The organism is Microbulbifer rhizosphaerae, assembly GCF_014191725.1.
GTDB classification, from domain to species: Bacteria; Pseudomonadota; Gammaproteobacteria; order Pseudomonadales; family Cellvibrionaceae; genus Microbulbifer; species Microbulbifer rhizosphaerae.
In genome coordinates this window covers 62695-87943 of record NZ_JACHWZ010000010.1, presented here as the reverse complement: position 1 = coordinate 87943, position 25249 = coordinate 62695, and the positions used below count along the sequence as shown (strand labels likewise).

Genomic DNA, 25249 nt, shown 5'->3' with positions numbered 1-25249 from the left:
CAGACAGGCTTTTTATGGTAGAGAGGGAGTATGTTAAAGAGATAACAGTAAATGTAAATCTCCATTACATTTTAAAAACAGTGAGGCAGCCTACTACGTACCCTTAATTTATCGCAAGCCACAATGTAACAACGAGCGCGGAGCAACACCAGGTCTCAACCGGACTTCTTCTCCCCGGCCTCCTCCTCGGAATCGTAGGGCGAGGCTTCGGCTTCCAGGGAATCCAGAATTTTCTTCGCCCTAGAGCGCTGTTCTCCGGAATGACTCCAGGCCACCACATTTTCCAGGAAAGGCCGGGCCAGATCGGCTCTGTCGATAGATTCCAAGTAAAAGCCGAGTTTGGTATTGAGGAACAGGTTGCCCGGCTCACGCTGATAGGCGGCCATCATGGTTTTGAATGCCTCCAAGCGCTCACCGTTCAACTGCTGTGCTATCCAAAGAGCGCGATAACCGGGCAGGTGCGCGGGGTTCATCTCAATCGCGGCCTTTGCGTTCTGCACAGCCCCTCGATAGAGGATGTCATCCCACTCACTAGCCTTTTTCTTCGCATGCAGTTTTCCCGCATAGTAAAGCGCGAGATTGGCTGCTGTGCGGTAGTCTTCAATCTTGGCCGATTTGGTTATATCCGCCATTCGTGCGGCGGCCGGCTCGTCTCCGGTACGGAGTTTGATTTCTGCCAACAGGGCGTAGTTTTCCTGCCAGCCAGCGGATTTCTTATCGGCTTTATTCAGGTATTCCTCCGCCAGTTCACCATTGTCCAGGGTCCACGCCTTTTCCCCCAGTAGAAAATTCCGTTCGTTGTTGCTCAGCTTGCGCGTTTGAATACCCTCTTGGTACTCGGGGATAGTCACCTTGCGGCTGCGCAACTGGCCCCGCGCATACCGGTTCAGCTCCGCCTGCATTTCATCCAAGGATTTACCGTAATGTTCTTCAAAAGCTTTCAATGGATCTTCGCCATTTTTAAGGGCATGGAAGTAATTGCTGGTTTCCTGATCGTAGGATTTTCCTGCGTAACCCGCTCCAAACTGCAGATAGTGGGTGAGGAGCCAGGCCCCCGCGTAATAGCTGTTGGCGTAGAGGGGGCTGTAATTTTCAGTATCCGGTTTCAGTATTTCCCGAAGGGGCAGCGGCCTTGAGCCGGCTCCCTTGCCACTGAAGGCATACAATCTCCACTTGGGCACTTCCCCTATCCACACGCCATCTTTCGTAAGCCTGGCACTGGCGAGAAACTCGGCAAAGCCCTCTGAAAACCACTTGGGGTAGGTGGACTGACCGCGCTGGCGCATAAGGTGATGCACATATTCATGAAAGGTCACTCCGCCATCCGAAAGACTCCCGACGTTCGCTTTTGCGAAAATCAACGGCCCTTCCCAGGTATCAGTATAAATGCCTGCAATATGGTCTTTTCCGACAAATTCCTTGAATTGCCTGGAGCTGTTGAAATAGAAAACCTGCAAGCGCTGATTTTCCAGCGTGACTTCCTGTCTGGTGACAAAAAGAACCGCTTGGCGAAACCTCTCCATATCCCGAAGCAGGTTGCTCACCCGCTTCTCAGAAGCATCAGAATAAACAGTAAAGTACTCAGACCGATATTCGTGCCAATCTCTGGCCGCGGCGAGGGGAGGAAAGAAGGCCGAAAGCAATATAAGGGAAGTGAGGAGGCTTCTGAGAGAACTTTTGCAGCTCATGGACGGACCTATTCTTTTTATTGAAACTCAACGGGTTGCTATTGGGGGCCCATGACCAGCACCCACTCAAATAAAGGTGTACCTTCAGGTACAAAAAAAGCAGCCGAAGCTGCTTTTAATTGCCTGCAAGCAGGCTCTCCTACGGCGGGCCTCTGGCACGCATGCGGAGCTGGAGCCTTCAGCGCTCAAAAAAAGCTCCGCGGTCCCGGGTTACTTACCGGCGGCCTTGCGGATTGCCTGCAGGGTGCGCAGGCGGGCTTCGGCTTCGGCCAGTTGGGCGGAGATGCGGGCGTAGTCGATTTCCGAGGGAGCTTTGTGCAGGGCGTGGGCCGCTTCTTCGCGGGCCTTTTGGGCGGCTTCCTCGTCGATTTCACGCTCGGCGATATCCGCGAGGATGGTGACGGTGCCCGGCTGGACCTCGGCGTAGCCGCCGCTGACGAACAGCACTTCCTCTTCACCACCTTTCTTGATGATGCGCACCGGTCCCGGTTTGAGCGCGGTGAGCAGTTGCGCGTGGCCGTAGGAGATGCCCAGCTCTCCTTCGATACCGCTGACAACCACCATCTCCACCAGGCCGGAGAAGAGGGATTGCTCGGCGCTTACTATGTCGCAATGTATAGTCATAGCCATCAGGCTACCTCATTCTCTGGTTTTAGGCTCTGAACAAATTCGATCGCGGCCATGGGCCGCTCCTACATGCCCTCTCCCGTGCCCGGAAGAGGGGGTCCAGAGTTACTCACAGTTCGCCTGCAGGAAGGCTCCTACTTCTTATTGGCTTTTTCCACCGCTTCGTCGATGGTGCCGACCATGTAGAAGGCCTGTTCCGGCAGGTGGTCGTAGTCGCCATTGAGAATGCCCAGGAAGCCGCGGATGGTCTCCTTGAGGGATACGTATTTGCCCGGCGCTCCGGTGAATACTTCCGCCACGTGGAACGGCTGGGACAGGAAGCGCTCGATCTTACGGGCGCGGGCCACTGTCTGCTTGTCGTCCTCGGACAGTTCGTCCATCCCCAGGATGGCGATGATGTCCTTCAGCTCCTTGTAGCGCTGCAGTACGGACTGCACGCCGCGGGCCACTTCGTAGTGCTCCTGCCCGATTACCAGCGGGTCCAGTTGGCGGGAAGTTGAATCCAGCGGGTCAACGGCCGGGTAGATACCCTTGGCGGCGATGTCGCGGCTCAGTACCACAGTGGAGTCCAGGTGGGCAAAGGTGGTGGCCGGGGACGGGTCGGTGAGGTCGTCCGCCGGTACGTAAACCGCCTGGATGGAGGTGATGGAGCCGGTCTTGGTGGAGGTGATACGCTCCTGCAGAACACCCATCTCCTCCGCCAGGGTCGGCTGGTAACCCACCGCAGACGGCATACGGCCGAGCAGGGCGGATACTTCGGTACCGGCCAGGGTGTAGCGGTAGATGTTGTCGACGAACAGCAGTACGTCGCGACCCTCGTCGCGGAATTTCTCCGCCATGGTCAGGCCGGTCAGGGCGACGCGCAGGCGGTTGCCGGGCGGCTCGTTCATCTGGCCGTAGACCATCGCCACCTTGGATTTGCCGAAGTCCTCAACGTTGACTACGTTGGCTTCCTGCATCTCGTGGTAGAAGTCGTTACCTTCACGGGTGCGCTCGCCCACGCCGGCGAATACGGACAGGCCGGAGTGCTCGGTGGCGATATTGTTGATCAATTCCATCATGTTGACGGTCTTGCCCACGCCGGCGCCGCCGAACAGGCCCACTTTACCGCCTTTGGCAAACGGACAAACCAGGTCGATCACCTTGATGCCGGTTTCCAGCAGTTCGGTGGAGCTGGACTGCTCTTCATAGGTGGGGGCTGCGCGGTGGATGGACATTCTTTCCTTTTCACCGATCGGCCCGCACTCGTCGATGGGGTTGCCGAGTACGTCCATGATGCGGCCCAGGGTTTCGTGGCCCACCGGCACGGAAACCGGGGCGCCGGTATTTTTTACCGGCAGGCCGCGGCGCACGCCCTCGGAGGAACCCATGGCGATGGCGCGAACCACGCCGTCGCCCAACTGCTGCTGCACTTCCATGGTGAGATTCTTGTCTTCCACCACCAGTGCGTCGTAAACGTTCGGCACGGAGTCGCGTGGAAATTCCACGTCGATTACCGCTCCGATAACTTGCACAATTTGCCCGTTACTCATTTCCGGATCCTCAACTTTAAATTCTGTCTTCGGCAGCCCGTTCGCCTGCGAATATCAGGGTCAGACCGCTGCGGCGCCGCCCACAATCTCGGACAGCTCCTGGGTGATGGCCGCCTGGCGCGCCTTGTTGTACACAAGCTGCAGCGCGTCGATCAGCTCGCCGGCGTTGTCGGTGGCGCTCTTCATTGCGATCATGCGCGCGGCCTGCTCGCAGGCCTTGTTCTCCACCACAGCCTGGTACACCTGGGACTCGATATAACGCGCCAGCAATCCGTCCAGCAGTTCTTTCGGGTCCGGCTCGTAGAGGTAGTCCCACTCGTGCTTGAGTTCTTCGTCCTCGGCCTTGGGTAGGGGCAGCAACTGCCGTACCCGCGGCTTCTGCGACATGGTGTTGACGAACTCGTTGGACACCAGGAAGAGGCGGTCGATATCGCCCTCCGCGAAGCGGTCCAGCATTACCTTGACCGAGCCCACCAGTTTGTTGGCCTGGGGCTCATCGCCCAGGTCGCGCAGGGCGGCGACCACGGTGCCGCCGATGGCGTTGAAGAAAGCGGCCGCCTTGTTGCCCACCGCGCAGATTTCCACTTCGGCGCCTTTTGCCGACCAGGCCTGCATATCGCGAATGGCCGCCTTGAACATGTTGATGTTCAGGCCGCCGCAGAGCCCGCGGTCTGTGGATACCAGGATGTAACCGACCCGCACAGTCTCGCGCTCCTGCAGGTAGATATGCTGGTATTCGGTCGAGGCGTTGGCGACGTGGCCGATCACCGAGCGTATGCGCTGGGCGTAGGGACGCCCCAGTGCCATGCGATCCTGAGCCTTGCGCATCTTACTCGCCGCGACCATTTCCATCGCGGAGGTAATTTTCTGCGTGCTCTTGATGCTGGCAATTTTTGTGCGTACTTCTTTTCCGCCTGCCATAGTGATTTACCTTTTTTTGCCCTCTCCCCCGGCCCCTCTCCCGCAAGCGGGAGAGGGGAGGAGATGTGTGCCCTCACCCGCATGGGAGAGGGGAGGGAAAATGATTACCAACTGCCGGTGGCGACGAATTTCTCGATCGCCGCCTTGAAGCCGCTTTCGATTTCGTCGTTGTAGTCGCCGCTGCTGTTCACTTTCTCCATCAGCTCTGCGTGTTCGCTGTTCATGTAGGAGAGCAGGGCGGATTCGAAGTCGAGCACCTTGGCCACTTCCACGTCTTTCAGGTAACCCTTGTCGGCGGCGTAAACAGACACAGCCATCTCGGCGATGGACAGTGGGGTGTACTGTTTCTGCTTCATCAGTTCGGTAATACGCGCGCCGTGGTCCAGCTGGGCCTTGGTGGCCTCATCCAAGTCCGAGGCGAACTGGGAGAAGGCCGCCAGCTCGCGGTACTGGGCGAGAGCGGTACGGATGCCGCCGGACAGCTTTTTGATCACCTTGGTCTGCGCGGCACCGCCCACCCGGGATACGGAGATACCCGGGTTGATGGCCGGGCGTACACCGGCGTTGAACAGATCCGTCTCGAGGAAGATCTGGCCGTCGGTAATGGAAATCACGTTGGTGGGTACAAACGCGGAAACGTCGCCGGCCTGGGTCTCGATGATCGGCAGCGCGGTCAGGGAGCCGGTCTTGCCTTTCACTTCACCGTTGGTGAACTTCTCCACGTAGTCGGCGTTGACACGCGCAGCGCGCTCCAGCAGGCGGGAGTGCAGGTAGAAGACGTCACCGGGGTAGGCTTCGCGGCCCGGCGGGCGCTTCAGCAGCAGGGAGATCTGGCGGTAGGCCCAGGCCTGCTTGGTCAGGTCGTCGTAGATGATCAGGGCATCTTCACCGCGGTCGCGGAAGTACTCGCCCATGGTGCAGCCGACATAGGGAGCCAGGAACTGCATCGCAGCCGGGTCGGCGGCGCCGGCGGCAACCACGATGGTGTGGTCCATGGCGCCGTGCTCTTCCAGCTTGCGCACCACGTTGGCGATGGAGGATTGCTTCTGGCCCACGGCAACGTAGATACACTTAATGCCGGTGCCTTTCTGGTTGATGATGGCGTCGATCGCAACCGCGGTCTTACCGATCTGGCGGTCACCGATGATCAGCTCGCGCTGGCCGCGGCCGATCGGGATCATGGTATCCACCGCTTTCAGGCCGGTCTGTACCGGCTGGTCAACGGACTGGCGAGCGATAACGCCGGGCGCCACCTTTTCCACCGCGTCGGTCAGTTTGTTGTTCAGCGGACCCTTGCCGTCAATCGGGTTGCCCAGGGCGTCCACCACGCGGCCCAGCAGTTCCGGACCCACCGGGGTCTCCAGAATACGGCCGGTGCAGCGGCACTTCTGGCCTTCCGCCAGGGATTTGTAATCGCCCAGGATTACCGCGCCCACGGAATCGCGCTCCAGGTTCAGCGCCATACCGTAGACGCCGCCCTCGAACTCGATCATCTCGCCGTACATCACCTCGGCCAGGCCGTGGATGCGGATGATGCCGTCGGATACGGATACGATGGTGCCCTCGTTCTGGGCCTGGGTGGCCACATCGAGACTGTCGATGCGGCTCTTGATAATTTCACTGATCTCAGAGGGATTCAGTTGCTGCATGCTCTGTTCCTCGGATTTTCCGGCTCGGGCCGGAAAATTAAATTAGGAGTTTATTGCCTCGGCGAGTTTGGCCAGACGGCCGCGCACTGTGCCGTCGATCACTGTGTCACCGGCGCGCACAATCGCGCCTCCCAGCAGGCTTTCGTCCACCGAGCTGTGCAGATGCACCTCGCGTTCAAATTTCGCGCTGAGCGCCCGGGTCAGTTTCTGCGCCTGGGCATCGCTGAGGGAGCGCGCGGAGACGACTTCCACTTCAAGGGTGGCCTCCGCCTGCGCCTTCAGCTCCTCGAACAGCGCGGAAATTTCCGGCAGCAGTTGCAGGCGGTGATTTTCCGCCAGCAGCCGGATAAAGTTCTTTCCGGGCTCGTCGAGGTCGTCTGAACAGATCGACAGGAATTTGTCCGCGCGCTGATCGCCGGTGAGCTGCGGGTTGTCCAGCAGCTCGCGCACTTTCTCGCTCTGGCTGACCGCGGCCGCAGTGGCGAGCAGCGAGCTCCAACCGCCGAGGTCGGAGGCTTGCTGCGCGTAACTGAACGCCGCTTTGGCGTAAGGCCGGGCCAGTGTGCTGAGTTCCGCCATGGGGTTCCTCGCTTACAGCTCGGCTGCCAGTTGGTCGATCAGATCATCGTGTGCCTTGGCATCGACATTGACCGAGAGAATTTTCTCCGCGCCGGCGATAGACAGGGCGGCCACACGGCTGCGCAGCTGCTCCTTGGCACGGTTCAGTTCCTGTTCGATCTCGGCTTTCGCCGCGACCTTCAGGCGATCTCCCTCCGCGTGCGCAGCCTGCTTGGCTTCGTCGATAATCTGGTTGGCGCGCCGGTTGGCGCCCTCGATTATTTCCGCCGCCTGCTCTTTGGCTTCCTTGAGTTGGTCGGCGGCCTTGCGCCGCGCCAGCTCCAGGTCTTTGCCCGCGCGCTCGGCCTCTTCCAGGCCGGTGGCGATCTTCTGCTCGCGCTCCTGCATCACGCCGAGCAGCGGAGGCCATACGAACCTCCAGCAGAACCATACGAAGGCCAGGAAAGTGATCGACTGGCCGATTAGAGTCAGGTTGATATTCACACCGACACCTCTTGCTCTTTGCTCTTTATCAAAAAAGAACTTTGGGGGTTAAGGGCAATTGGAACGATGGAATTACACCAGACCAGGAGCGACGGCGAAGATCAGGTACATGGCGATACCCACACCGATCATCGGAACGGCGTCCAACAGGCCCGCCATCAGGAACATTTTGCCCTGCAGTGCCGGAGCCTGTTCCGGCTGGCGAGCCGAGCCTTCCAGCAGCTTGCCGCCCAGGGTGCCGAAACCGATGGCGGTACCCAGTGCGCCCAGACCGATCAGCAGTGCGCTCGCGATGTAAACCAGACCAAGTGCTTCCATTGTGTTCTCCATCTAAAAGTTAAGAGTTGTTTTAAAGGTTGTGTAAAAAGTGAACTATCAAAAAATTACTGGTCGTGTTCGTGCTCTTCGTCCCGGTGGTGGGCCATCGCCATATACACCGTGGTCAGCACCATGAACACGAACGCCTGCAGGGTGATCACCAGAACGTGGAAAATTGCCCAGCCCATATGCATCAGCATCGCGCCCGCGAAGCCCAGCACGCCCACGCCGAAGACGATGGCGATCAGGATAAAGATCATCTCACCGGCGTAGAGGTTGCCGAACAGACGCAGGCCCAGGGAGATGGGCTTGGCCACCAGGGAGACCACTTCCAGCAGGAAGTTGAACGGAATCAGCAGCAGGTCGAAATACCACTTGCCGGTGTGGAAGGGGTGCAGAGTCAATTCCTTGATAAAGCCCAGGATTCCCTTTTCCCTGACGCTGAAGAAAATCATCAGTGCGAATACCGCCAGCGCCATGCCCAGGGTGGCGTTGGGATCGGTGGTGGGAACCACCTTAAAGAACAGGTGCGGGTTGCCGGACACGCCGGCCGCGGCCCTGGGCAGCCAGTCCACCGGGACCAGGTCCATCAGGTTCATCAGAAAGACCCACACGAAAATGGTCAGCGCCATGGGGGCGACCATGCTGTTGCGATGGGGGAAGGTTTCCTTCACCAGGCTGTCGATAAAGCCGGTAACCAGCTCGACAAAGCTCTGCAGCCCGTGGGGCACACCGGCAGTGGCCTTTCTCGCCGCATAGGAAAACAGGAAGCAGAACACCAGGCCCAGGCCGATGGACCAGCCCAGGGTGTCCAGGTGGACCGCCCAGAAGCCCATGTCCGCGGCTTCCTGGGTGGAGTGGGCGAGAGTCCAGGTGCTCTCACTGAGAACGGTGCCGTCGGCGCGGGTATAGCCCGCGGGCAGCTTGCCGTAAGCCATGTTCTGCAGGTGGTGTTGGATATAATCCGTCGCGGTTTGAGCTTCGACTGCCATAGGTCCTCAGCACTCGTTCGTAAATTGTCTTTTCCGTTGCGCCCGCTTTATTTCACCAAGCGCGCCGCCAATAGCCACTGCACAAGCAGGCAGAGGCCATAGCTGATAAACACTGTGGCCGCGTTCAGCGGCCGGACCGCGGCAAACACCGCGGCAAACCCTACCAGGGTCAGGACAAACTTGCCCGTCTCCGCGTGGTAGAAGGATTCCACTACTTGGCCGGCGGCGCGCGCGCCGCTGTGGCGTCTCTCGCCATGAAAGACGCGAAAGCCGAAATAGGCGTTGGGCAGCGCGCACAGGACACCGCCGATAAAGGCGGAGAGCGCAATCACCGGTTTGCCGCAAAAGTGCAGGGCCGCACTGACCAGCGATACCAGCAGCAGCTGTACCGCGGCAATAACTAACACCGGGGGTTTGTACATAGGCGGGGTAAGCCGGCCCTGGTTACTCAGGTTTTGTGCGCTGTCCGCCCAAGATTTGGGCGTGCGAATTATAGGAGCAACCGTATCGCTGGTTCAACCGCCAAATATCGCCAACTTTGTCAATTTTCGGGGTTTTTCCCCGCGAGAAGCCGGGATAGTGAGCGCTTACAAACCGGGATGCTATGCACGAAAACCGGGCGGCTATTTATTCTTGTGGTTCAGTCTTCGCAATACCCCATGTGCGCCAGTATGCCATCCAGTTCGTCCAAACTGCTGTACTTGAGTACCAGCCGGCCCACGCCCTTGTCGTTGTGGTCGATGGACACCGGCACGCCAACTTTTTCCGACAGGCGCTCTACCAGGCGGCGGATATTCGGGTCTTCGGTTTTGGCGGGAGCAGGGCTCTGCGCCTGTTGCTGCAGGCGGCGCACCAGCGCTTCGGTCTGGCGCACGGTCAACCCACGGTCGACCACCTGGCGCGCCGCGCTGCGCTGGGTTTCCCCGGCGAGCCCGAGCAGGGCCTTGGCGTGTCCCAACTCCAGATCACCGCGCTCGAGAAAGGTGCGCACCTCCTCGGTGAGACTCAGCAGGCGCAGCAGGTTGGTCACCGCACTGCGGGATTTGCCCACCGCCTCGGCCACCTCCTGCTGGGTGAGTTGGAATTCGTCCTGCAGCCGCTTGAGGGCTGCGGCCTCCTCCACCGGGTTCAGGTCCTCCCGCTGGATATTCTCGATCAGCGCCATGGCAATGGCGGCTTCGTCCGGCACCTCGCGCACCAGCGCCGGCACCCGGTCGAGTTCCGCCAGTTGGGCGGCGCGCCAGCGGCGCTCGCCGGCGATGATCTCGTATTTGTGTTCACCGATAGGGCGCACCACGATGGGCTGCATGATGCCCTGGGCGCGGATAGAGTCCGCCAACTCCAGCAGGGATTCCATGGGGAAGTCCCGGCGCGGCTGGTAGCGACCCCGCTGCAGGAATTCGATGGGCAGCTCGCGCAGCTCCCCGTCCACCCTTGCCGCACCGCCCTCGCCGTTGGCCATGGCAATCGCCTGGCTGGCTTCGCCACTGATCAGATGGGATAGATTCTTGCCCAAACCTTTGCGCCGGGTGGCCATAGTGTGTACCTCTTAAACGGCTTCGGCCACCGGGCCGCTGTGACTGGGATTGCGGTTGGCGGCGTGGCGGCGGGTCATCTCGCCGGCCAGCGCCAGGTAGGCGATGGCGCCCTTGGAGTGGCGATCGTACTCCAGCGCCGGTTTGCCGAAACTGGGGGCCTCCGCCAGACGCACGTTGCGCGGGATACAGGTGCGGTAGAGTCGATCGCCGAAATATTCGGACAGTTGGTCGGACACATCGCTGGTGAGACTGTTGCGCGGGTCGTACATGGTGCGCAGTATGCCCTCGATCTTCAGCTCCGGGTTGGCGGCGCGCTGGATCTGGGTGATGGTGTCGACCAGCGCGGACAGCCCTTCCAGTGCGTAGTACTCACACTGCATGGGAATCAGCACGCCGCTGGCGGCACAGAGGGCGTTGACCGTAAGCATGTTCAAGGAGGGCGGGCAGTCGACCACGATGTAGTCGTAGTCGCCGTTCAGATCGCGCAGCGCGCGGCGCAGGCGGGACTCGCGCCCGTCCATGTCCAACAGTTCCACCTCGGCGGCGGATAGATCGCCGTTGGCGGGCATCAGGTCGTAGCCGCTGGCGGTGGTCACAATCGCCTTGCGCGCCGGCAGCCCGGCGACGAGTACGTCATAGCTGGACAGTTGCAGTTCGTTTTTGTCGACACCGCTGCCCATGGTGGCGTTGCCCTGGGGGTCCAGGTCGATCAGCAGGACCCGGCGGCGACTGGCCACAAGAGAGGCGGCCAAGTTGACGCAGGTGGTGGTCTTGCCCACACCGCCTTTCTGGTTGGCCACGGCAAATATCTTGCTCAAGGTTATTGTTCCCTGTTGTTAACAGCGGCTGACAAATATCTGGTCTTGGAAAATTTTAAGCGGGATCGTCGCCAGCTGGGCAGCTGAGCACGATAAGGTGGCGCTCCGCATCGCAACCCGGTACCGACAGGGGGTGCACCTGCTCGACCTTAATCCCTTTTGGAAGCGCGCTCAACTCGTCTTGCGGCAACCGACCCTTCATAGCGTAAAACTTTCCCCCGGGCGCTAGCAAGTGCTCACTTCCCGCAATCATATCGGCCAGGGAGGCGAAGGCCCGGGAAACCACGCCGTCGAACTTCTCCGCCGGTGAAAATTCCTCCACCCGCTCGTTGATCACCTGCACATTGGCCAGCGGCAACTGGCTGGCCACCTGGAACAGGAAGCGTGCCTTCTTGCCATTGCTGTCCAGCAGGGTGACCTGGCGCCCGGGGTGGACTATCGCCAGCGGAATTCCCGGCAGGCCGCCGCCGCTACCTACATCGATCAGGGAGCTTGCGTCGTGGCCGCACAGGTTCACCACGCTGAGGCTGTCGATGATATGGCGCTCAAGCATCTGCGCCGGATCGCGGATGGCCGACAGGTTGTAGGCCGCGTTCCAGCGCGCGAAGAGTTCCAGGTACTGGAGCAACTTGTCCTGCTGCTCCGGGGACAACTCCACCGACAGCTGCCCAGCGGCTTCGAGCAGGCGGGGGCGGAAAGTTTCCATTTGCAGTGAGGTCGTCAAATTTCCAACTCGGTTTCGTGTTGCCCTGTAGGAGCGGCCGCTCCTACACAAGACGGGGGTTATACGGCTTTTTTGCGGGTGAGCAGGCCGCGCTTTTTCAGCTGGATCAGCAGCAGCGACACCGCCGCCGGGGTGACCCCGGGAATCCGCGATGCCCGCGCCAGGGTGTCCGGGCGGGTCTCGCTCAGCTTTTGCTTCACCTCGCTGGACAGGCCGGAGACCGCGCCGTATTCGAAGTCCGCCGGAATAGGGGTGTCCTCGTAGGCCCGCAACCGCTCGATTTCCTCCCGCTGGCGATCGATATAGCCGGCGTATTTGGCGGCAATCTCCACCTGCTCAGCCACCCGCTCATCCTCCACCGGCTCGCCCTTGAGGGCTGCCACATTGGCGTAACCCAGCTCCGGGCGCCGGAGCAGATCCATTAGGCTGTACTCCCGTGCCAGCGGTTGTGGCAGTCGGGTTTCCACCGCGGAGGCCTGCGGGGTATGCGGGTGTATCCAGGTTTCCCGCAGCCGCTGTTCCTCGCGCTCAATGGCCTCGCGCTTTTCGCTGAAGGCCCGCCAGCGGGCATCGCCCACCAACCCCAACTGACGCCCCAGTTCGGTGAGGCGCAGGTCCGCGTTGTCCTCGCGCAACAGCAGCCGGTACTCGGCGCGGCTGGTGAACATGCGGTAGGGCTCCCGGGTGCCGCTGGTGATCAGGTCGTCCACCAGCACGCCCAGATAGGCCTGGTCCCGGCGCGGCGCCCAGGCCTCACGCTGCTGTGACTTGAGTGCCGCGTTGGCCCCGGCCAACAGCCCCTGGGCGGCGGCTTCCTCGTAGCCGGTGGTGCCGTTGATCTGGCCGGCAAAAAACAACCCCTGGATGAATTTGGTCTCCAGGGAGGGCAGTAGGTCCCGCGGATCGAAGAAATCGTATTCGATGGCATAACCTGGGCGGGTGATGTGCGCCTTTTCAAAACCTTTGATCGAGTGCACCAGTTCAATCTGCACATCGAAGGGCAGGCTGGTGGAGATGCCGTTGGGGTAAAGCTCGTTGGTGGTCAGCCCCTCCGGCTCGATAAATACCTGGTGGCCGTCCTTGTCGGCGAAACGGTGCACCTTGTCCTCGATGGACGGGCAGTAGCGGGGGCCAATGCCCTCGATCACCCCCGAGTACATCGGCGATCGGTCCAGCCCCCCGCGGATTACCTCATGGGTCTTCGCGTTGGTATGGGTGATCCAGCAACACACCTGCCGCGGGTGCTGGGCGCGGCGGCCCAGGTGGGACATCACCGGCGTGGGGGTATCACCCCACTGCTCCTCCAGGCCGGAGAAGTCCACCGAGCGGGCATCGATCCGCGGCGGCGTACCTGTCTTCAGCCGCTCGACGCGAAACGGCAGCTCCCTCAGCCGCTGCGCCAGGGCGATGGACGGGGGGTCCCCGGCGCGACCGCCGGAGTAGCTGTCGAGGCCGATATGGATTTTTCCCCCGAGAAAGGTCCCCGCGGTGATCACCACAGTCCTGGCACGGAAGCGCACGCCGGCGTTCGTGACCACTCCGGTGACCCGCTCGCCCTCCACAATCAGGTCGTCCGCTGCCTGCTGGAAGATTTCCAGGTTTTCCTGCCGCTCCAGGATCGCGCGGACCGCGCCCCGGTACAGGGCTCGGTCCGCCTGGGCGCGGGTGGCGCGCACCGCCGGCCCCTTGCGCGCATTGAGCACGCGGAACTGGATGCCGGCCAGATCGGTGGCCTCGGCCATGGCGCCGCCCAGGGCGTCCACCTCTTTCACCAGATGGCTTTTGCCGATGCCGCCGATGGCCGGATTGCAGGACATCTGCCCCAGAGTCTCTATGTTGTGGGTCAGCAACAGAGTAGAGGCCCCCATACGCGCGGCCGCGAGCGAGGCTTCGGTGCCTGCGTGACCGCCGCCGATCACGATCACGTCATAGGTTTTGGGGTAGTCCATAGGTTTCCAGGCCAGGCCCTGCACAAGTAAAAATGGGCGCACATTTTATAGCCAGCGGGTGGAATGCGGCAAACAGTGTAACAGCGCAGGCCGGCGACTTTCTGATTAAATTTCAACCGTCTATTTGCTGTTTATCATTCATACACTAGTTAACTTATACATATCTTGTATTGGTAGAGTTTTATATTAGTTGTTGTTATTAGGGGGGGCTGTTTTCGGTATAACTGAAGAAATATCAATAAAATCAATCGCTTATACTGTATGTCAGGCTGCTGATAACCCCTGCCCCGGAGCGGGGGCAACCGCGGTAGGGGGTTGTGGACCGGCGGGATAACTTTTCCCTGTTTTTCTCCCCCAGGAAGTTATGCCCGCCCGAGCTCTCAGGTTTTGACGGAGTTGTACCCACTTTTATTCACAGCAGACCGGCAAAGCCAGGTGATTGTTGGAAAGTAGTGAGAGTTCCTGTGGGTTGTCTGTGAGCAAGTGGGGGCATCTGGATAAGACTGTGGATTGCTGTGCGCAACTTTTGTGTTCAGCGCGTGGGTTTGGTGGGGGCGGGCTTCGTTCGCCAGGAGCCTGTGGATAGTTTGAGGGTGACGGCGCGCGATTACCCGGTGCCGAGTCCGATAAAAAAATAGGGAAGGGAAGGCTCCCTGGGCTATTTGCCGATGCAGAAACTGCCAAAGATTTTTCCGAGCAGCTCGTCCGCGGTCACCGCGCCGGTGATTTCTCCGAGGGCCTGCTGGGCCCGGCGCAGGTCTTCCGCCAGCAGTTCGCCGGCGCCGGCGGAGCGCAGCTGTGCGGCGCCCTGTTGGATAAAGGCCCGCGCCTCGGCCAGGGCTTCTAGATGGCGGCGGCGGGCGCTGAAGCTGCCCTCGGCGGCGCCGCTGTAGCCCATACAGTGCTTCAGGTGGTCCCTCAGTGACTCCAGCCCTGCACCGGTTCTGGCGCTGATGGCGATTACCGGAACGCCGTCTGTATGCGCCAGCAACCCCGCGGTGTAATCGGTGAGGTCGATCTTGTTCAGCACCAGGGTGAGTTTTTCCGGGTCCGGCAGCTGCGCGGTGAATTCCGGCCAGGCCTGCTCCGGGTCCAGGGAGTTGGCCCGCTCCGCGTCCACCACCAGCAGCACACGGTCCGCGCCCCGTATCTCCTCCCAGGCGCGGGCTATGCCGATCTGTTCCACACGGTCGGGGGAGTCCCGGAGGCCGGCGGTGTCGGCGATATGCAGGGGCATGCCTTCGATGTCGATATATTCACGCAGGATATCCCGGGTGGTGCCGGCGAGTTCGGTGACGATGGCGGCCTCCCGGCCGGCCAGGGCATTGAGCAGGCTGGACTTGCCGGCGTTGGGGCGCCCGGCGATGGCCACCCGCATACCCTCGCGCACCACGCTGCCGCGGCGGGCCTCGGCCTCCACCTGCGCCAACTGGTGCAAAAGGGCGTCCAGATCCGCGGCGACTTTGCCGTCTGCGAGAAAATCGATTTCTTCTTCAGGAAAATCTATCGACGCTTCGACGTAGATGCGCAAATGGGTAAGATTTTCCACTAAGCTTTCTATTTTTTCGGAAAATATGCCCTGCAGCGAGCGCATGGCATTGCGGGCCGCCTGGGCGCTGCCGGCCTCTATCAGGTCGGCGATGGCCTCTGCCTGGGCCAGATCGATCTTGTCGTTGAGAAAAGCACGCTCGGAAAACTCACCGGGCCTCGCCTGGCGGGCACCCAAGTCGATGGCTGCGTGCAGCAGTTGGTCCAGAATCACCGGACCGCCGTGGCCTTGCAGCTCTACCACGTCCTCACCGGTAAAGGAGTGGGGGCCGGGGAAGAAGAGGGCGATGCCCTGGTCGATCAGTTGCCCACGGTGGTGGAAGTTGCGATAGTGCGCGCGGCGCGGCTGCAGCTCCCCTTCTCCACAGATGGCGCGGGCGAACTCCCGGGCTTGCGGGCCGGAGAGGCGGATCACACCGATACCACCGCGGCCCGGGGCGGTGGCGACGGCAGCGATGGTGTCTCTGTGGAGGTTTTGCTCTGGCATGGGCAAAGTTTACTCTACCGGAAAATGCACAGGGGCCGCTTTTGCGGCCCCTGGATGGTATGAACTCGCTACAGGTTACTAAGCGTTGCCAGCCGCCTCTACCTGCTTGTTGATATACCAGGTCTGGGCGATGGAGATCAGGTTGTTGGCGATCCAGTAGAGCACCAGCCCGGCGGGGAACCACAGGAAGAAGAAGGTCATCATCACCGGCATCAGCTGCATGATTCTCGCCTGGGTCGGATCGGTGGGCTGGGGGTTCAGCTTCTGCATAAACCACATTGTGGCGCCCATAATCACCGGCAGAATAAAATAGGGGTCCTTGACCGAGAGGTCGTGGATCCACAGTATCCAGGGCGCGTGGCGCAGCTCCACGGTTTCCATCAGCATCCAGTAGAGGCCGATAAACACCGGCATCTGCAGCAGGATCGGCAGGCAGCCGCCCATGGGGTTGATCTTCTCCCGGCGGTAGAGCTTCATGGTCTCCTCCGCCAGCTTCTGCCGGTTGTCCTTGTACTGCTCCTGCAGCTTCTTCATCTGCGGCGCGAACTTGCGCATGCGCGCCATGGACTTCAAGCCGGCGGCGGACAGCGGGTAGAGCAGGGCCTTGATAAACACCGTGAGCAGGATGATCGACCAGCCCCAGTTGGCGACGATATGCTCGTGGATAAAGTTGAGCACCCGGAACATGGGCTTGGCCAGCCACCAGAGCCAGCCGTAGTCCACGGTGAGGTCCAGGTAGGGGGAGATCTCCTCCAGGCGGAAGACATCCTTGGGACCTGCGTAGAAAGAGGCGCTGAGTTCGCCCTGTTCGCCGGCGGGAATCTGCACCTGCGGCGAGGTAAAGCCCATGCGGAAGAGGCCGCCGGGCAGTTCGCGAAGCTCGAAGGTATTGTTCTCGTCCTGGGGCGGAACCCAGGCGCTGATAAAGTAGTGCTGGACCATGGCCACCCAGCCGCCCTCGATGGTCTCGCGGATGGGCTTCTCGGCAATCTCCTCGAAATCCTGTTTCTGGTAGTTCTCCTCCGCGGTGTGCAGGGCGGCGCCGAGGAAGGGGGCCATGCCGATGCCTACGTCCACCGGCGGTTCGGCGCTATCCCGTTTGATCTGTCCGAACATGGCCGCGGCCCAGGGCTGGGCGCCAGAGTTGTCCACCAGGTAGGAAACCTCAACCAGATAATCGCCGCGGGTGAAGCGGAAGCGCTTGGTGATCCGGGCGCCGTTCTGCTGCAGGGTCAGGTCGACGTCCAGGGTGTCCTCGCCCTCGCGCAAGGCGTAATCCGTTTCCGCGCTGCTGAACAGCGGTCGTCCGGCGGCGCTGTCGGTGCCGTTTTTGCCGATCAGGCCGCTCTGGGCGATATAGGTGTGATCGCGGGTCTGGTTGAGCAGGATAAACGGGCGGTCCGGGGTGTTCAGCTCCTCGTAGAACTTGCGCAGCGCAACCTTGACGATATCTCCGCCGCGAGGGTCGATCAGCAGGCTGAACACGTCGGTCTCCACCCGGATCAGCTGGCGTTCTCCGGCCGCCGCCGGGGCGGTCTCGCCGTCTTGCTGCAGTTGCGGCACGTCGCTGGCGCTGCTGTCAGGTGACTGTTTTGGCGGCACCTGGGTGTCGCTGCGCACGACTGTCTCCCGGTCCACCGCCGGTGCGCGCTGCTCTTTGAATTCGTTCCACTGGAATATCAGTGCCAGTACAACTGCGGCGATGCCGCCCAGCAGCGTGTAGCGTTGCCAATCCATCTCGAGTGCCTAGTGATCTGTGGTGTGTGGGGCGGGGGGAACCGGGTCCATACCGCCGGGGTGCCAGGGGTGGCATTTTATAAGGCGCCGCACGCTTAAATAACCCCCCTTTAAGAATCCGTGGGTTTTTAATGCCTCTTCAGCATAATGCGAGCAACTGGGGTAGAAGCGGCACTGGTTGCCGACCCAGGGACTGGCCAGGTAGCGATAGGCGTGGATCAGCCTGATTGCCAGCCAGTTCACGCCTTCCTCCTCCCGCTGTCCTTTCCCCCACTCTTGCCGTTGCCGCCTTGTGGCTGCTGGGCCCTCTGGGCCAGCTTGCGCCACAGTTTGTCGAGCAGCGCGGCCAGTTCCGCCCGGTCCAGTTCGCCGGCGCCGGTACGCGCGAGGACCACGGCATCCAGCGGCGGAAGCTGGTGCTGGCGCAGGCGGAAGGTTTCGCGGACGATGCGTTTGATGCGGTTGCGGTCGCTGGCGTTGCGGACGTGCTTCTTGGCGATCACCAGTCCCAGGCGCGGGTGGTCGAGATCGTTGGGGCGGGCGAGAATCAGTAGGTTCGGGTGTGCGGCGCGCACCCGGGTATCGCTGAAGACGGCGCGATACTGTGCCGCGTCGAGCAGGCGCAGCGGCTTGGCAAATCCGAAGTCGCCGCGCGTCTGTTGCATAGGGGAACTGCCCCGGGTGGGACAGGACTTATGCGGACAGAACTTTGCGGCCTTTGGCGCGACGGCGGGCCAGAATCTTGCGGCCGTTCTTGGTTGCCATACGGGCGCGGAAGCCGTGGGTGCGCTTGCGCTTCAGATTGCTGGGTTGAAAAGTACGTTTCATTGTCTTGCTACCTGAGACTTTTTTTACCTGGAAATTTGGTCGCGGCCGGCCCCTGAGGGGGGAGCAATGCGCTGCGAAGGCGGCGGATTGTATAGAAAGGGACCTATGAAAGCAACGCGCAGGTCGGGGAAATAAGATTCCCCTGCACCGGCTGCGGAGGGGGATTCTGTCTGTCGCCAGCGCAAGTGGTTGACCTGGCGGCAGTATCCGATCCTGCCCACCGATTGATACCAAGTTATTCACAGATTGTTGTGGATAAGTTTAGGTAAAGTCGCCGGTCTCACTGTTTAAAAACTGTGCAAGTGCTTGATTGTAAGGGACTTTTAGCATGATATTTTTGCTGGTTTGGGCTTTGTCTTGTGGATAACCCGGCGGGCTAAAGGTATACTCGCCCCACTCTTATTCACGGCCTCGCACGGTGGTTCTCGCCGGTTTTGCCGTTATCTCTCTTCTTTATACAAAATGCTCTTGGGGTCTGGGGGGTTTCTTGTCCGAATCCGTGTGGAAGCAGTGTGCCACCTGTTTACAGGATGAACTGCCAGCGCAGCAGTTCAATACTTGGATCAGGCCGCTGCGGGTGAGCCCCGCCACCGGTGCCGGTGAGTTGCGTCTTCTGGCTCCCAACCGTTTTGTGCTGGACTGGGTGGGCGACAAGTTTCTGAAGCGGATTCGCGAGTTGGTTCAGCAGTTTGCCGGTGGCCAGCCGCTGCAAGTGGTGCTGGATATCACCGAGCGGCGCCCGGCGCGCTTCCAGCGAAGCCGTGCGGCGATGGAAAACTCGCAGCGGATCGAGAGTGGCTATCCGTCAGACAGCCAGCAGTCCCGCGTGTCACAGGCCAAACAGATCGCGGCGGAAGAGGCCACCGCGGACCAGGTCAGCAGTGGCGAACTGGCCCTGACCGACCTGCGTCCCGGCCAGCGGACCGCGGAGCCGACCCGCAAGGTGGAGGTGGAGGGCGCCATCAAGCACGGCAGCTCCCTCAACCGGAACTTCACCTTCGCCTCCTTTGTGGAGGGCAAATCCAACCAGTTAGGTCTGGCGGCGGCGCAACAGATTTCCGACAATCCCGGCGGTGCCTATAACCCGCTTTTTATCTACGGAGGCGTGGGGCTGGGCAAGACCCACTTGATGCACGCGGTGGGCAACGCGCTGCTGGACCGGAACCCCAACGCCAAGGTGGTGTACCTGCATTCGGAGCGCTTCGTTGCGGACATGGTCAAGGCGCTGCAGTTGAATGCGATAAGCGATTTCAAGCGCTACTATCGCTCGGTGGATGCACTGCTGATCGACGACATCCAGTTCTTCGCTGGCAAGGAGCGCTCCCAGGAGGAGTTTTTCCACACCTTCAACGCCCTGCTGGAGGGCGGCCAGCAGATCATTCTCACCTGTGACCGCTATCCCAAGGAGATCGATGGTCTGGAGGAGCGTCTCAAGTCCCGATTCGGTTGGGGGCTCACGGTGGCGGTGGAGCCGCCAGAGCTGGAGACGCGGGTGGCCATATTAATGAAGAAGGCGGAGCAGGTGGGGGCAGACCTGCCCCACGACTCCGCCTTCTTTATTGCCCAGCGCATCCGCTCCAACGTGCGCGAGCTGGAAGGGGCGCTGCGCCGGGTGATCGCCAATGCCCAGTTCACCGGCCGCGCCATCGACGATATCCTGGTGCGCGAGGCACTCAAGGACCTGCTGGCGCTGCAGGATCGCCTGGTGAGTGTGGACAATATCCAGCGGGTGGTGGCGGAGTACTACAAAATAAAGGTGGCGGACCTGTTGTCCAAACGGCGCAGTCGTTCGGTGGCGCGCCCGCGCCAGGTAGCCATGGCCCTGGCCAAGGAACTCACCAATCACAGTTTGCCGGAAATCGGCGATGCCTTTGGTGGGCGCGACCACACCACGGTGCTGCATGCCTGCCGCAAGATTCGCGAGTTACAGGAGTCGGACGGGGATATCCGCGAGGATGTGAAACTTCTGACCCGCTCCCTGACCACTTAAAACGAATAATCGACAAGACAAGGCGGAATTATCCATGAAATTTACTGTGAGCCGGGACGGCCTGCTGAAACCGCTACAACTGGTGGCCGGCGTAGTGGAGAAGCGCCAGACACTGCCGGTACTCGCCAATGTGCTGATGCAACTGCAGGGGCAGGAGCTCTCTCTCACCGGTACCGACCTGGAAGTGGAGATCGTCGGTCGCCTGCCGGTGGACGGGGTGGAAATGGAAGGGGAAGTGACGGTCCCGGCGCGCAAGCTGCTGGATATCTGCCGCTCCCTGCCGGACGGCGCCGAACTTAAGTTCGAGCGCGACGGCGAACGCCTGGTGTTGCGCAGTGGCCGCAGCCGGTTCCAACTGTCCACTTTGCCGGCGGCGGATTTTCCGAACCAGGAGGAAACCAGCGCGCAGACCCGCTTCTCCATCTCCCAGCGGGAGATTCGCCGCCTGATCGAGGCCACTGGTTTCGCCATGGCCCAGCAGGATGTGCGCTATTACCTGAACGGCCTGCTGCTGGAGTGTCGTCCCCAGCAGTTGCGCGCGGTGGCCACCGATGGCCACCGCCTGGCGCTGTGCGACCGGGACGCCCCCGGGCTGAATGTGGAGTCACCAATCCAGGCGATAGTACCGCGCAAAGGGGTGTTGGAGCTGGGGCGGCTATTGGAGGATACCGATGCAAGCGCGGAAGTGGTTCTGGGCAACAACCATATCCGGGTGATCTGCGGTCCCTTTACCTTTACCTCCAAGCTGGTGGACGGCAAATTCCCGGACTACGAACGCGTGCTGCCCCGGGCTGCCGGCAATGAGATTTACGCGGACCGCCAGGCCCTGCGCCAGGCCTTCTCCCGCGCTGCGATTCTCTCCAACGAGAAGTATCGCGGTGTGCGCCTGCAGATTTCCGAGGGGTTGCTGCAGATAGTGGCCAATAACCCGGAGCAGGAGGAAGCGGAAGAGCAGTTGGTGGTGGATTATGTGGGGGACCCGCTGGAGATCGGTTTCAATGTCGGCTACTTGCTGGACGTGACCGGCGCTATCCACAGCGAACAGATTCGCATCGGCCTGGCGGATGCCAACAGTAGTGCGCTGCTGCAACAGCCGGAAGAGGGCGATGCGGTCTATGTGATTATGCCTATGCGGCTCTGAGCAGTTGTAGAAGACTTGGCAAATTTCCCTGAGCAAGCCACTGTATCCCAGGATATGGTGGCATTTTGGTATCCACACACCCCCGCCCCCGTTCTTTGGGGTGTTCTCTCGGGGCGACAGTTGTGTCGCTGACCCGCCTGCTGCTGTCCCACTTTCGCAATATAGACAGTGCTGACCTGTCCCTCGGTGTCGGTGCCAATCTTTTTTGCGGCGCCAACGGCAGCGGTAAGACCTCCCTGCTCGAGGCGGTGCATATGTTGGCTACCGGCCGCTCTTTTCGGTCCCGCCAGCACCAGTCGGTAATCCAGCGTGATCAGGAGGAGCTCACCGTCTTCGGCCAGTTGGATAATGGTTTCACCCTTGGGGTGGAGCGCCGACGGGATGGGACCGGGCGTATCAGGATCAATCAGGCCTCGGCGGAGTCCAGTTCCCAGTTGGCGAGCTGCCTGCCTTTGCAGGTTATCAATAGCGACAGTTTCTCGGCCCTTGACGGTGGTCCCGGTGTACGCCGCCGGTTGCTGGACTGGACAGTGTTCCACGTGGAACATCGCTACGCCCATGAGTGGAAAAGTTATCAAACTGCGTTGCGCCAACGAAATGCGCTGTTGCGCCGTGGTAAAATTGCAACCGATCAGCTGTTGGTTTGGGAGCAGCGCATGGCGTATAGCGGCAGCTTTGTGGACCAATGGCGCGCAGAGGTGTTCGAGGAACTGCGCTCTCATTTGGGTGCGTTGATCGGTGAACTCCCTGAGTCTCCCTTGGCCGGGGTGGATATGTCCTACCGCCGCGGCTGGCGTAAGGAATCGCAGTTGTTGGAGGCACTGGCGCAGTCCCGGGAGGGGGACCTCGCTCAAGGGCATACCCGGATAGGGCCCCATCGCGCCGACCTGCGCTTCGCTGTGGAGGGTGAGGTGGCGTATAACATCCTGTCTCGCGGCCAGCAGAAGATGCTGGTCTGTGCACTGCGTACCGCAATGGCCGAGTTGGTACAGCAGAGGCGCGAGAAGCCTGTTTTCCTGGTGGATGACCTGCCATCGGAGTTGGATGAGGAGAATCAGCAGCGTTTTGCCCTCTGGGTTAGCCGCTGCGCCAGTCAGGTACTGGTAACCGGAATCGAATGGGAGACCACCAGCCGCCCCTGGCTGCAGTTGGATTTCCCTTGGAATAGCCCGACAGTGTTCCACGTGGAACATGGTCGAATAAGTGCCAGGCAACATCCGCCGGCAAGCAAAGTTGAATGGAGCGAGTAAATGTCAGAGCAGCAAAGCTATGACTCCAGCAGTATCAAGGTTCTAAAGGGCCTGGATGCGGTGCGCAAGCGCCCGGGCATGTACATCGGCGACACCGATGATGGCACCGGCCTACACCATATGGTGTTCGAGGTGGTAGATAACTCCATAGACGAGGCTTTGGCGGGGCACTGCGACGAAATTCGAGTAACCATTCACCCGAATGAATCCATCACCGTCTCCGACAACGGCCGCGGGATTCCTACGGAGATCCACGAAGAAGAGGGGATGTCCGCCGCGGAAGTGATTATGACCGTGCTCCACGCAGGTGGTAAATTCGACGACAACACCTACAAGGTGTCCGGCGGGCTACACGGCGTGGGGGTCTCCGTGGTCAACGCCCTGTCAGAGGAGCTGAAGCTGACCATCCGCCGTGGGGGCAAGATTCACGAACAGGTCTATCGTCACGGCGTGCCGGAATCACCACTGTCAGTGGTGGGTGATTCGGACAACACCGGCACCACAGTGCACTTCAAGCCCTCCTCGAACACCTTTACCAATATCGAATTCCATTTCGACCAGTTGGCCAAGCGCCTGCGGGAACTTTCCTTCCTCAACTCCGGTGTACGCATCGTGTTGAAAGACGAGCGCTCCGGTAAGGAAGAGGTCTACGAATACGAAGGCGGCCTCAGGGCCTTTGTGGAATTCCTGAACCAGAACAAGACCCCGATCAACAAGGTGCTGCACTTCCAGAGCCAGCGGGATGACGGTACTGCGGTGGAAGTGGCGCTGCAGTGGAACGACAGTTTCCAGGAAAACATCTACTGCTATACCAACAATATCCCCCAGCGGGATGGTGGCACTCACCTTGCGGGCTTCCGCGGCGCCCTGACCCGGGGCCTCAACAACTACATCGAGAGGGAAGGGTTGGGCAAAAAGGAAAAGGTGAGCACTACCGGTGACGACGCCCGCGAGGGGCTCACGGCGATCATTTCCGTGAAGGTGCCGGACCCGAAATTCTCTTCCCAGACCAAGGACAAGCTGGTTTCCTCTGAAGTGAAGTCGGCGGTGGAGCAGGAGATGGGAGTTCACTTCAACGATTACCTGCTGGAGAACCCCCAGGAGGCCAAGTCTGTGGTGGGCAAGATGATCGATGCCGCCCGCGCCCGGGAGGCGGCACGCAAGGCGCGGGAGATGACGCGGCGCAAGGGCGCCCTGGATATCGCCGGCCTGCCCGGCAAGCTGGCGGACTGCCAGCAGAAGGACCCGGCGCTGTCGGAACTCTACCTGGTGGAGGGCGACTCCGCCGGCGGCTCCGCCAAGCAGGGGCGCGACCGCCGCACCCAGGCGATACTGCCGCTGAAGGGCAAGATCCTCAATGTGGAGAAGGCGCGCTTCGACAAGATGTTGTCCAGCGCCGAGGTGGGTACCCTGATCACCGCCCTCGGCTGCGGTATCGGCAAGAGTGAGTTCGATCCGGACAAACTGCGTTACCACTACATCATTATCATGACCGACGCCGACGTGGATGGCGCGCATATCCGCACCTTGCTGCTGACCTTCTTCTTCCGCCAAATGCCTGTGTTGATCGAACGCGGCCATATCTATATCGCCCAGCCGCCGCTGTACAAGGTGAGCAAGGGCAAGCAGGAGCAATACCTAAAAGATGAGGCGGCGCTGACCCAGTTCCTTACCAATGCCGCCCTCGATGGCGCAAGCCTGTTCGTCAATCCGGATGCCCCGGCACTCGCCGGTGAATCCCTGGAAAACCTTGTGGGTGAATACCGCGCGGTACTCGCCACTATCGACAGGCTGTCGCGGGTCTATCCAGAAGAAGTTCTGCGCAGCATGATCTACCTGCCCAGTATCCGGCCGGAAGACCTGCAGTCCGAGGAAAAAATGCAGGGCTGGTGTGGGGCGCTGCAGGAAAAGCTGGAGGAAGAGGGCAATGGCGGCGGGCGCCGTCACCAGGTCAGTGTGCGCCAGGATAGTGAGAGAGGCCTCTACCTGCCCCATATCCATATCGTCGCCCACGGCGTCGGCAGCGATTACCCGGTCAGTCACGAATTCTTCGAGTCCGCTGAGTACCGTGCCATCTGTACCCTGGGGGAAAAACTACAGGACCTGCTGGAAGAGGGCGCTTACATTCAGCGTGGTGAAAAGCGGCAGGAAGTGGACAGCTTCGCCGAGGCCCTGGACTGGCTGATGAACGAGAGCCGCCGCGGCTATGGCGTCCAGCGCTACAAAGGCCTGGGGGAAATGAACCCCGACCAGCTGTGGGAAACTACCATGAATCCGGAGAGCCGCCGCATGCTGCAGGTGACGGTGGAAGACGCCATCGCCGCGGACCAGATATTCACCACCTTGATGGGCGACCAGGTGGAGCCGCGCCGGGACTTTATCGAGAGCAATGCCCTGGCGGTGGAAAACCTGGACGTGTAGCGCGGAGCTCCAGCTCCGCAAGCGGGCCA

23 protein-coding genes are annotated in these 25249 nt (G+C 60.8%); 4 read left to right on the top strand and 19 right to left on the bottom strand.

Features of this window, described 5'->3' with window-relative positions:
* Positions 1-155: 155 nt before the first annotated feature.
* The 19 genes from FHS09_RS11715 to rpmH all read right to left on the bottom strand — a co-directional run bounded on the left by FHS09_RS11715 (position 156) and on the right by rpmH (position 18418).
* A complete protein-coding gene (locus FHS09_RS11715; protein WP_183460089.1) occupies positions 156-1544 on the bottom strand; it encodes a DUF1570 domain-containing protein in 1389 nt (462 codons plus the stop codon).
* A 354-nt stretch (positions 1545-1898) separates the two neighbouring features.
* Entirely contained in the window at positions 1899-2318 is a 420-nt protein-coding gene (locus tag FHS09_RS11710; protein WP_183460087.1) for a F0F1 ATP synthase subunit epsilon, read from the bottom strand.
* Positions 2319-2449: 131 nt separating this feature from the next.
* Positions 2450-3847, bottom strand: a complete 1398-nt coding sequence (gene atpD, locus FHS09_RS11705) for a F0F1 ATP synthase subunit beta (protein WP_183460085.1) — start codon at positions 3845-3847, stop codon at positions 2450-2452.
* A gap of 60 nt (positions 3848-3907) precedes the next feature.
* The gene (atpG, locus tag FHS09_RS11700) at positions 3908-4768 is read right to left on the bottom strand and encodes a F0F1 ATP synthase subunit gamma (RefSeq protein ID WP_183460083.1); all 861 of its coding nucleotides are present in this window, start codon (positions 4766-4768) and stop codon (positions 3908-3910) included.
* Positions 4769-4872: 104 nt separating this feature from the next.
* Positions 4873-6417 carry a F0F1 ATP synthase subunit alpha gene (gene atpA / locus FHS09_RS11695; RefSeq protein WP_183460081.1) on the bottom strand — a complete coding sequence of 515 codons (1545 nt, stop codon included), beginning with the start codon at positions 6415-6417 and terminating at the stop codon, positions 4873-4875.
* Between the two features lie 42 nt (positions 6418-6459).
* Entirely contained in the window at positions 6460-6996 is a 537-nt protein-coding gene (locus FHS09_RS11690) for a F0F1 ATP synthase subunit delta (RefSeq protein WP_183460079.1), read from the bottom strand.
* A 12-nt stretch (positions 6997-7008) separates the two neighbouring features.
* A complete protein-coding gene (locus tag FHS09_RS11685) occupies positions 7009-7479 on the bottom strand; it encodes a F0F1 ATP synthase subunit B (RefSeq protein ID WP_183460077.1) in 471 nt (156 codons plus the stop codon).
* A 72-nt stretch (positions 7480-7551) separates the two neighbouring features.
* Positions 7552-7797 (bottom strand): F0F1 ATP synthase subunit C, encoded by a 246-nt coding sequence (gene atpE / locus FHS09_RS11680; protein WP_020413895.1) that lies wholly within the window; start codon positions 7795-7797, stop codon positions 7552-7554.
* Between the two features lie 65 nt (positions 7798-7862).
* Positions 7863-8789: a F0F1 ATP synthase subunit A gene (atpB, locus tag FHS09_RS11675; protein WP_183460075.1), complete on the bottom strand. Its 927-nt coding sequence runs from the start codon at positions 8787-8789 to the stop codon at positions 7863-7865.
* Between the two features lie 47 nt (positions 8790-8836).
* Complete coding sequence (locus tag FHS09_RS11670; protein WP_183460073.1) at positions 8837-9211, bottom strand: ATP synthase subunit I; 375 nt, start codon at positions 9209-9211, stop codon at positions 8837-8839.
* Positions 9212-9429: 218 nt separating this feature from the next.
* Positions 9430-10326, bottom strand: a complete 897-nt coding sequence (locus tag FHS09_RS11665) for a ParB/RepB/Spo0J family partition protein (RefSeq protein ID WP_183460071.1) — start codon at positions 10324-10326, stop codon at positions 9430-9432.
* A 12-nt stretch (positions 10327-10338) separates the two neighbouring features.
* Complete coding sequence (locus FHS09_RS11660; RefSeq protein ID WP_183460069.1) at positions 10339-11145, bottom strand: ParA family protein; 807 nt, start codon at positions 11143-11145, stop codon at positions 10339-10341.
* Positions 11146-11200: 55 nt separating this feature from the next.
* Positions 11201-11851 carry a 16S rRNA (guanine(527)-N(7))-methyltransferase RsmG gene (gene rsmG, locus FHS09_RS11655; protein WP_183460066.1) on the bottom strand — a complete coding sequence of 217 codons (651 nt, stop codon included), beginning with the start codon at positions 11849-11851 and terminating at the stop codon, positions 11201-11203.
* A 77-nt stretch (positions 11852-11928) separates the two neighbouring features.
* On the bottom strand, positions 11929-13818 hold the full coding sequence (gene mnmG, locus FHS09_RS11650) for a tRNA uridine-5-carboxymethylaminomethyl(34) synthesis enzyme MnmG (RefSeq protein WP_183460064.1): 1890 nt from the start codon (positions 13816-13818) through the stop codon (positions 11929-11931).
* A gap of 658 nt (positions 13819-14476) precedes the next feature.
* A complete protein-coding gene (mnmE, locus tag FHS09_RS11645) occupies positions 14477-15853 on the bottom strand; it encodes a tRNA uridine-5-carboxymethylaminomethyl(34) synthesis GTPase MnmE (RefSeq protein ID WP_183460062.1) in 1377 nt (458 codons plus the stop codon).
* A 78-nt stretch (positions 15854-15931) separates the two neighbouring features.
* Positions 15932-17590, bottom strand: coding sequence for a membrane protein insertase YidC (gene yidC, locus FHS09_RS11640; RefSeq protein WP_183460060.1), 1659 nt, complete (start codon positions 17588-17590; stop codon positions 15932-15934).
* A gap of 9 nt (positions 17591-17599) precedes the next feature.
* Positions 17600-17833 carry a membrane protein insertion efficiency factor YidD gene (yidD, locus tag FHS09_RS11635; protein WP_183460058.1) on the bottom strand — a complete coding sequence of 78 codons (234 nt, stop codon included), beginning with the start codon at positions 17831-17833 and terminating at the stop codon, positions 17600-17602.
* Positions 17830-18255 (bottom strand): ribonuclease P protein component, encoded by a 426-nt coding sequence (rnpA, locus tag FHS09_RS11630; protein WP_183460056.1) that lies wholly within the window; start codon positions 18253-18255, stop codon positions 17830-17832. The genes yidD and rnpA overlap by 4 nt, the downstream gene beginning before the upstream one ends.
* 28 nt (positions 18256-18283) lie before the next feature.
* A complete protein-coding gene (rpmH, locus tag FHS09_RS11625; RefSeq protein WP_020413885.1) occupies positions 18284-18418 on the bottom strand; it encodes a 50S ribosomal protein L34 in 135 nt (44 codons plus the stop codon).
* A 487-nt stretch (positions 18419-18905) separates the two neighbouring features.
* Here rpmH and dnaA point away from each other — a divergent pair, with 487 nt between their 5' ends.
* The 4 genes from dnaA (at position 18906) to gyrB (ending at position 25220) form a co-directional block, all read left to right on the top strand.
* Positions 18906-20408, top strand: coding sequence for a chromosomal replication initiator protein DnaA (gene dnaA / locus FHS09_RS11620; protein ID WP_183460054.1), 1503 nt, complete (start codon positions 18906-18908; stop codon positions 20406-20408).
* 34 nt (positions 20409-20442) lie between these two features.
* Positions 20443-21549 carry a DNA polymerase III subunit beta gene (gene dnaN, locus FHS09_RS11615; RefSeq protein ID WP_183460052.1) on the top strand — a complete coding sequence of 369 codons (1107 nt, stop codon included), beginning with the start codon at positions 20443-20445 and terminating at the stop codon, positions 21547-21549.
* A 122-nt stretch (positions 21550-21671) separates the two neighbouring features.
* Positions 21672-22799, top strand: a complete 1128-nt coding sequence (gene recF, locus FHS09_RS11610) for a DNA replication/repair protein RecF (RefSeq protein ID WP_183460050.1) — start codon at positions 21672-21674, stop codon at positions 22797-22799.
* Entirely contained in the window at positions 22800-25220 is a 2421-nt protein-coding gene (gyrB, locus tag FHS09_RS11605; RefSeq protein WP_183460048.1) for a DNA topoisomerase (ATP-hydrolyzing) subunit B, read from the top strand.
* Positions 25221-25249 lie beyond the last annotated feature (29 nt).

Coding starts and splice junctions, on each gene's coding strand:
- dnaN (WP_183460052.1), top strand. CDS start 20,443: ATGAAATTTACTGTGAGCCGGGACGGCCTGCTGAAACCGCTACAACTG.
- atpE (WP_020413895.1), bottom strand. CDS start 7,797: ATGGAAGCACTTGGTCTGGTTTACATCGCGAGCGCACTGCTGATCGGT.
- atpG (WP_183460083.1), bottom strand. CDS start 4,768: ATGGCAGGCGGAAAAGAAGTACGCACAAAAATTGCCAGCATCAAGAGC.
- mnmE (WP_183460062.1), bottom strand. CDS start 15,853: ATGCCAGAGCAAAACCTCCACAGAGACACCATCGCTGCCGTCGCCACC.
- FHS09_RS11690 (WP_183460079.1), bottom strand. CDS start 6,996: ATGGCGGAACTCAGCACACTGGCCCGGCCTTACGCCAAAGCGGCGTTC.
- FHS09_RS11670 (WP_183460073.1), bottom strand. CDS start 9,211: ATGTACAAACCCCCGGTGTTAGTTATTGCCGCGGTACAGCTGCTGCTG.
- atpA (WP_183460081.1), bottom strand. CDS start 6,417: ATGCAGCAACTGAATCCCTCTGAGATCAGTGAAATTATCAAGAGCCGC.
- yidC (WP_183460060.1), bottom strand. CDS start 17,590: ATGGATTGGCAACGCTACACGCTGCTGGGCGGCATCGCCGCAGTTGTA.
- FHS09_RS11710 (WP_183460087.1), bottom strand. CDS start 2,318: ATGGCTATGACTATACATTGCGACATAGTAAGCGCCGAGCAATCCCTC.
- rnpA (WP_183460056.1), bottom strand. CDS start 18,255: ATGCAACAGACGCGCGGCGACTTCGGATTTGCCAAGCCGCTGCGCCTG.
- gyrB (WP_183460048.1), top strand. CDS start 22,800: ATGTCAGAGCAGCAAAGCTATGACTCCAGCAGTATCAAGGTTCTAAAG.
- rsmG (WP_183460066.1), bottom strand. CDS start 11,851: ATGGAAACTTTCCGCCCCCGCCTGCTCGAAGCCGCTGGGCAGCTGTCG.
- rpmH (WP_020413885.1), bottom strand. CDS start 18,418: ATGAAACGTACTTTTCAACCCAGCAATCTGAAGCGCAAGCGCACCCAC.
- FHS09_RS11665 (WP_183460071.1), bottom strand. CDS start 10,326: ATGGCCACCCGGCGCAAAGGTTTGGGCAAGAATCTATCCCATCTGATC.
- atpB (WP_183460075.1), bottom strand. CDS start 8,789: ATGGCAGTCGAAGCTCAAACCGCGACGGATTATATCCAACACCACCTG.
- atpD (WP_183460085.1), bottom strand. CDS start 3,847: ATGAGTAACGGGCAAATTGTGCAAGTTATCGGAGCGGTAATCGACGTG.
- mnmG (WP_183460064.1), bottom strand. CDS start 13,818: ATGGACTACCCCAAAACCTATGACGTGATCGTGATCGGCGGCGGTCAC.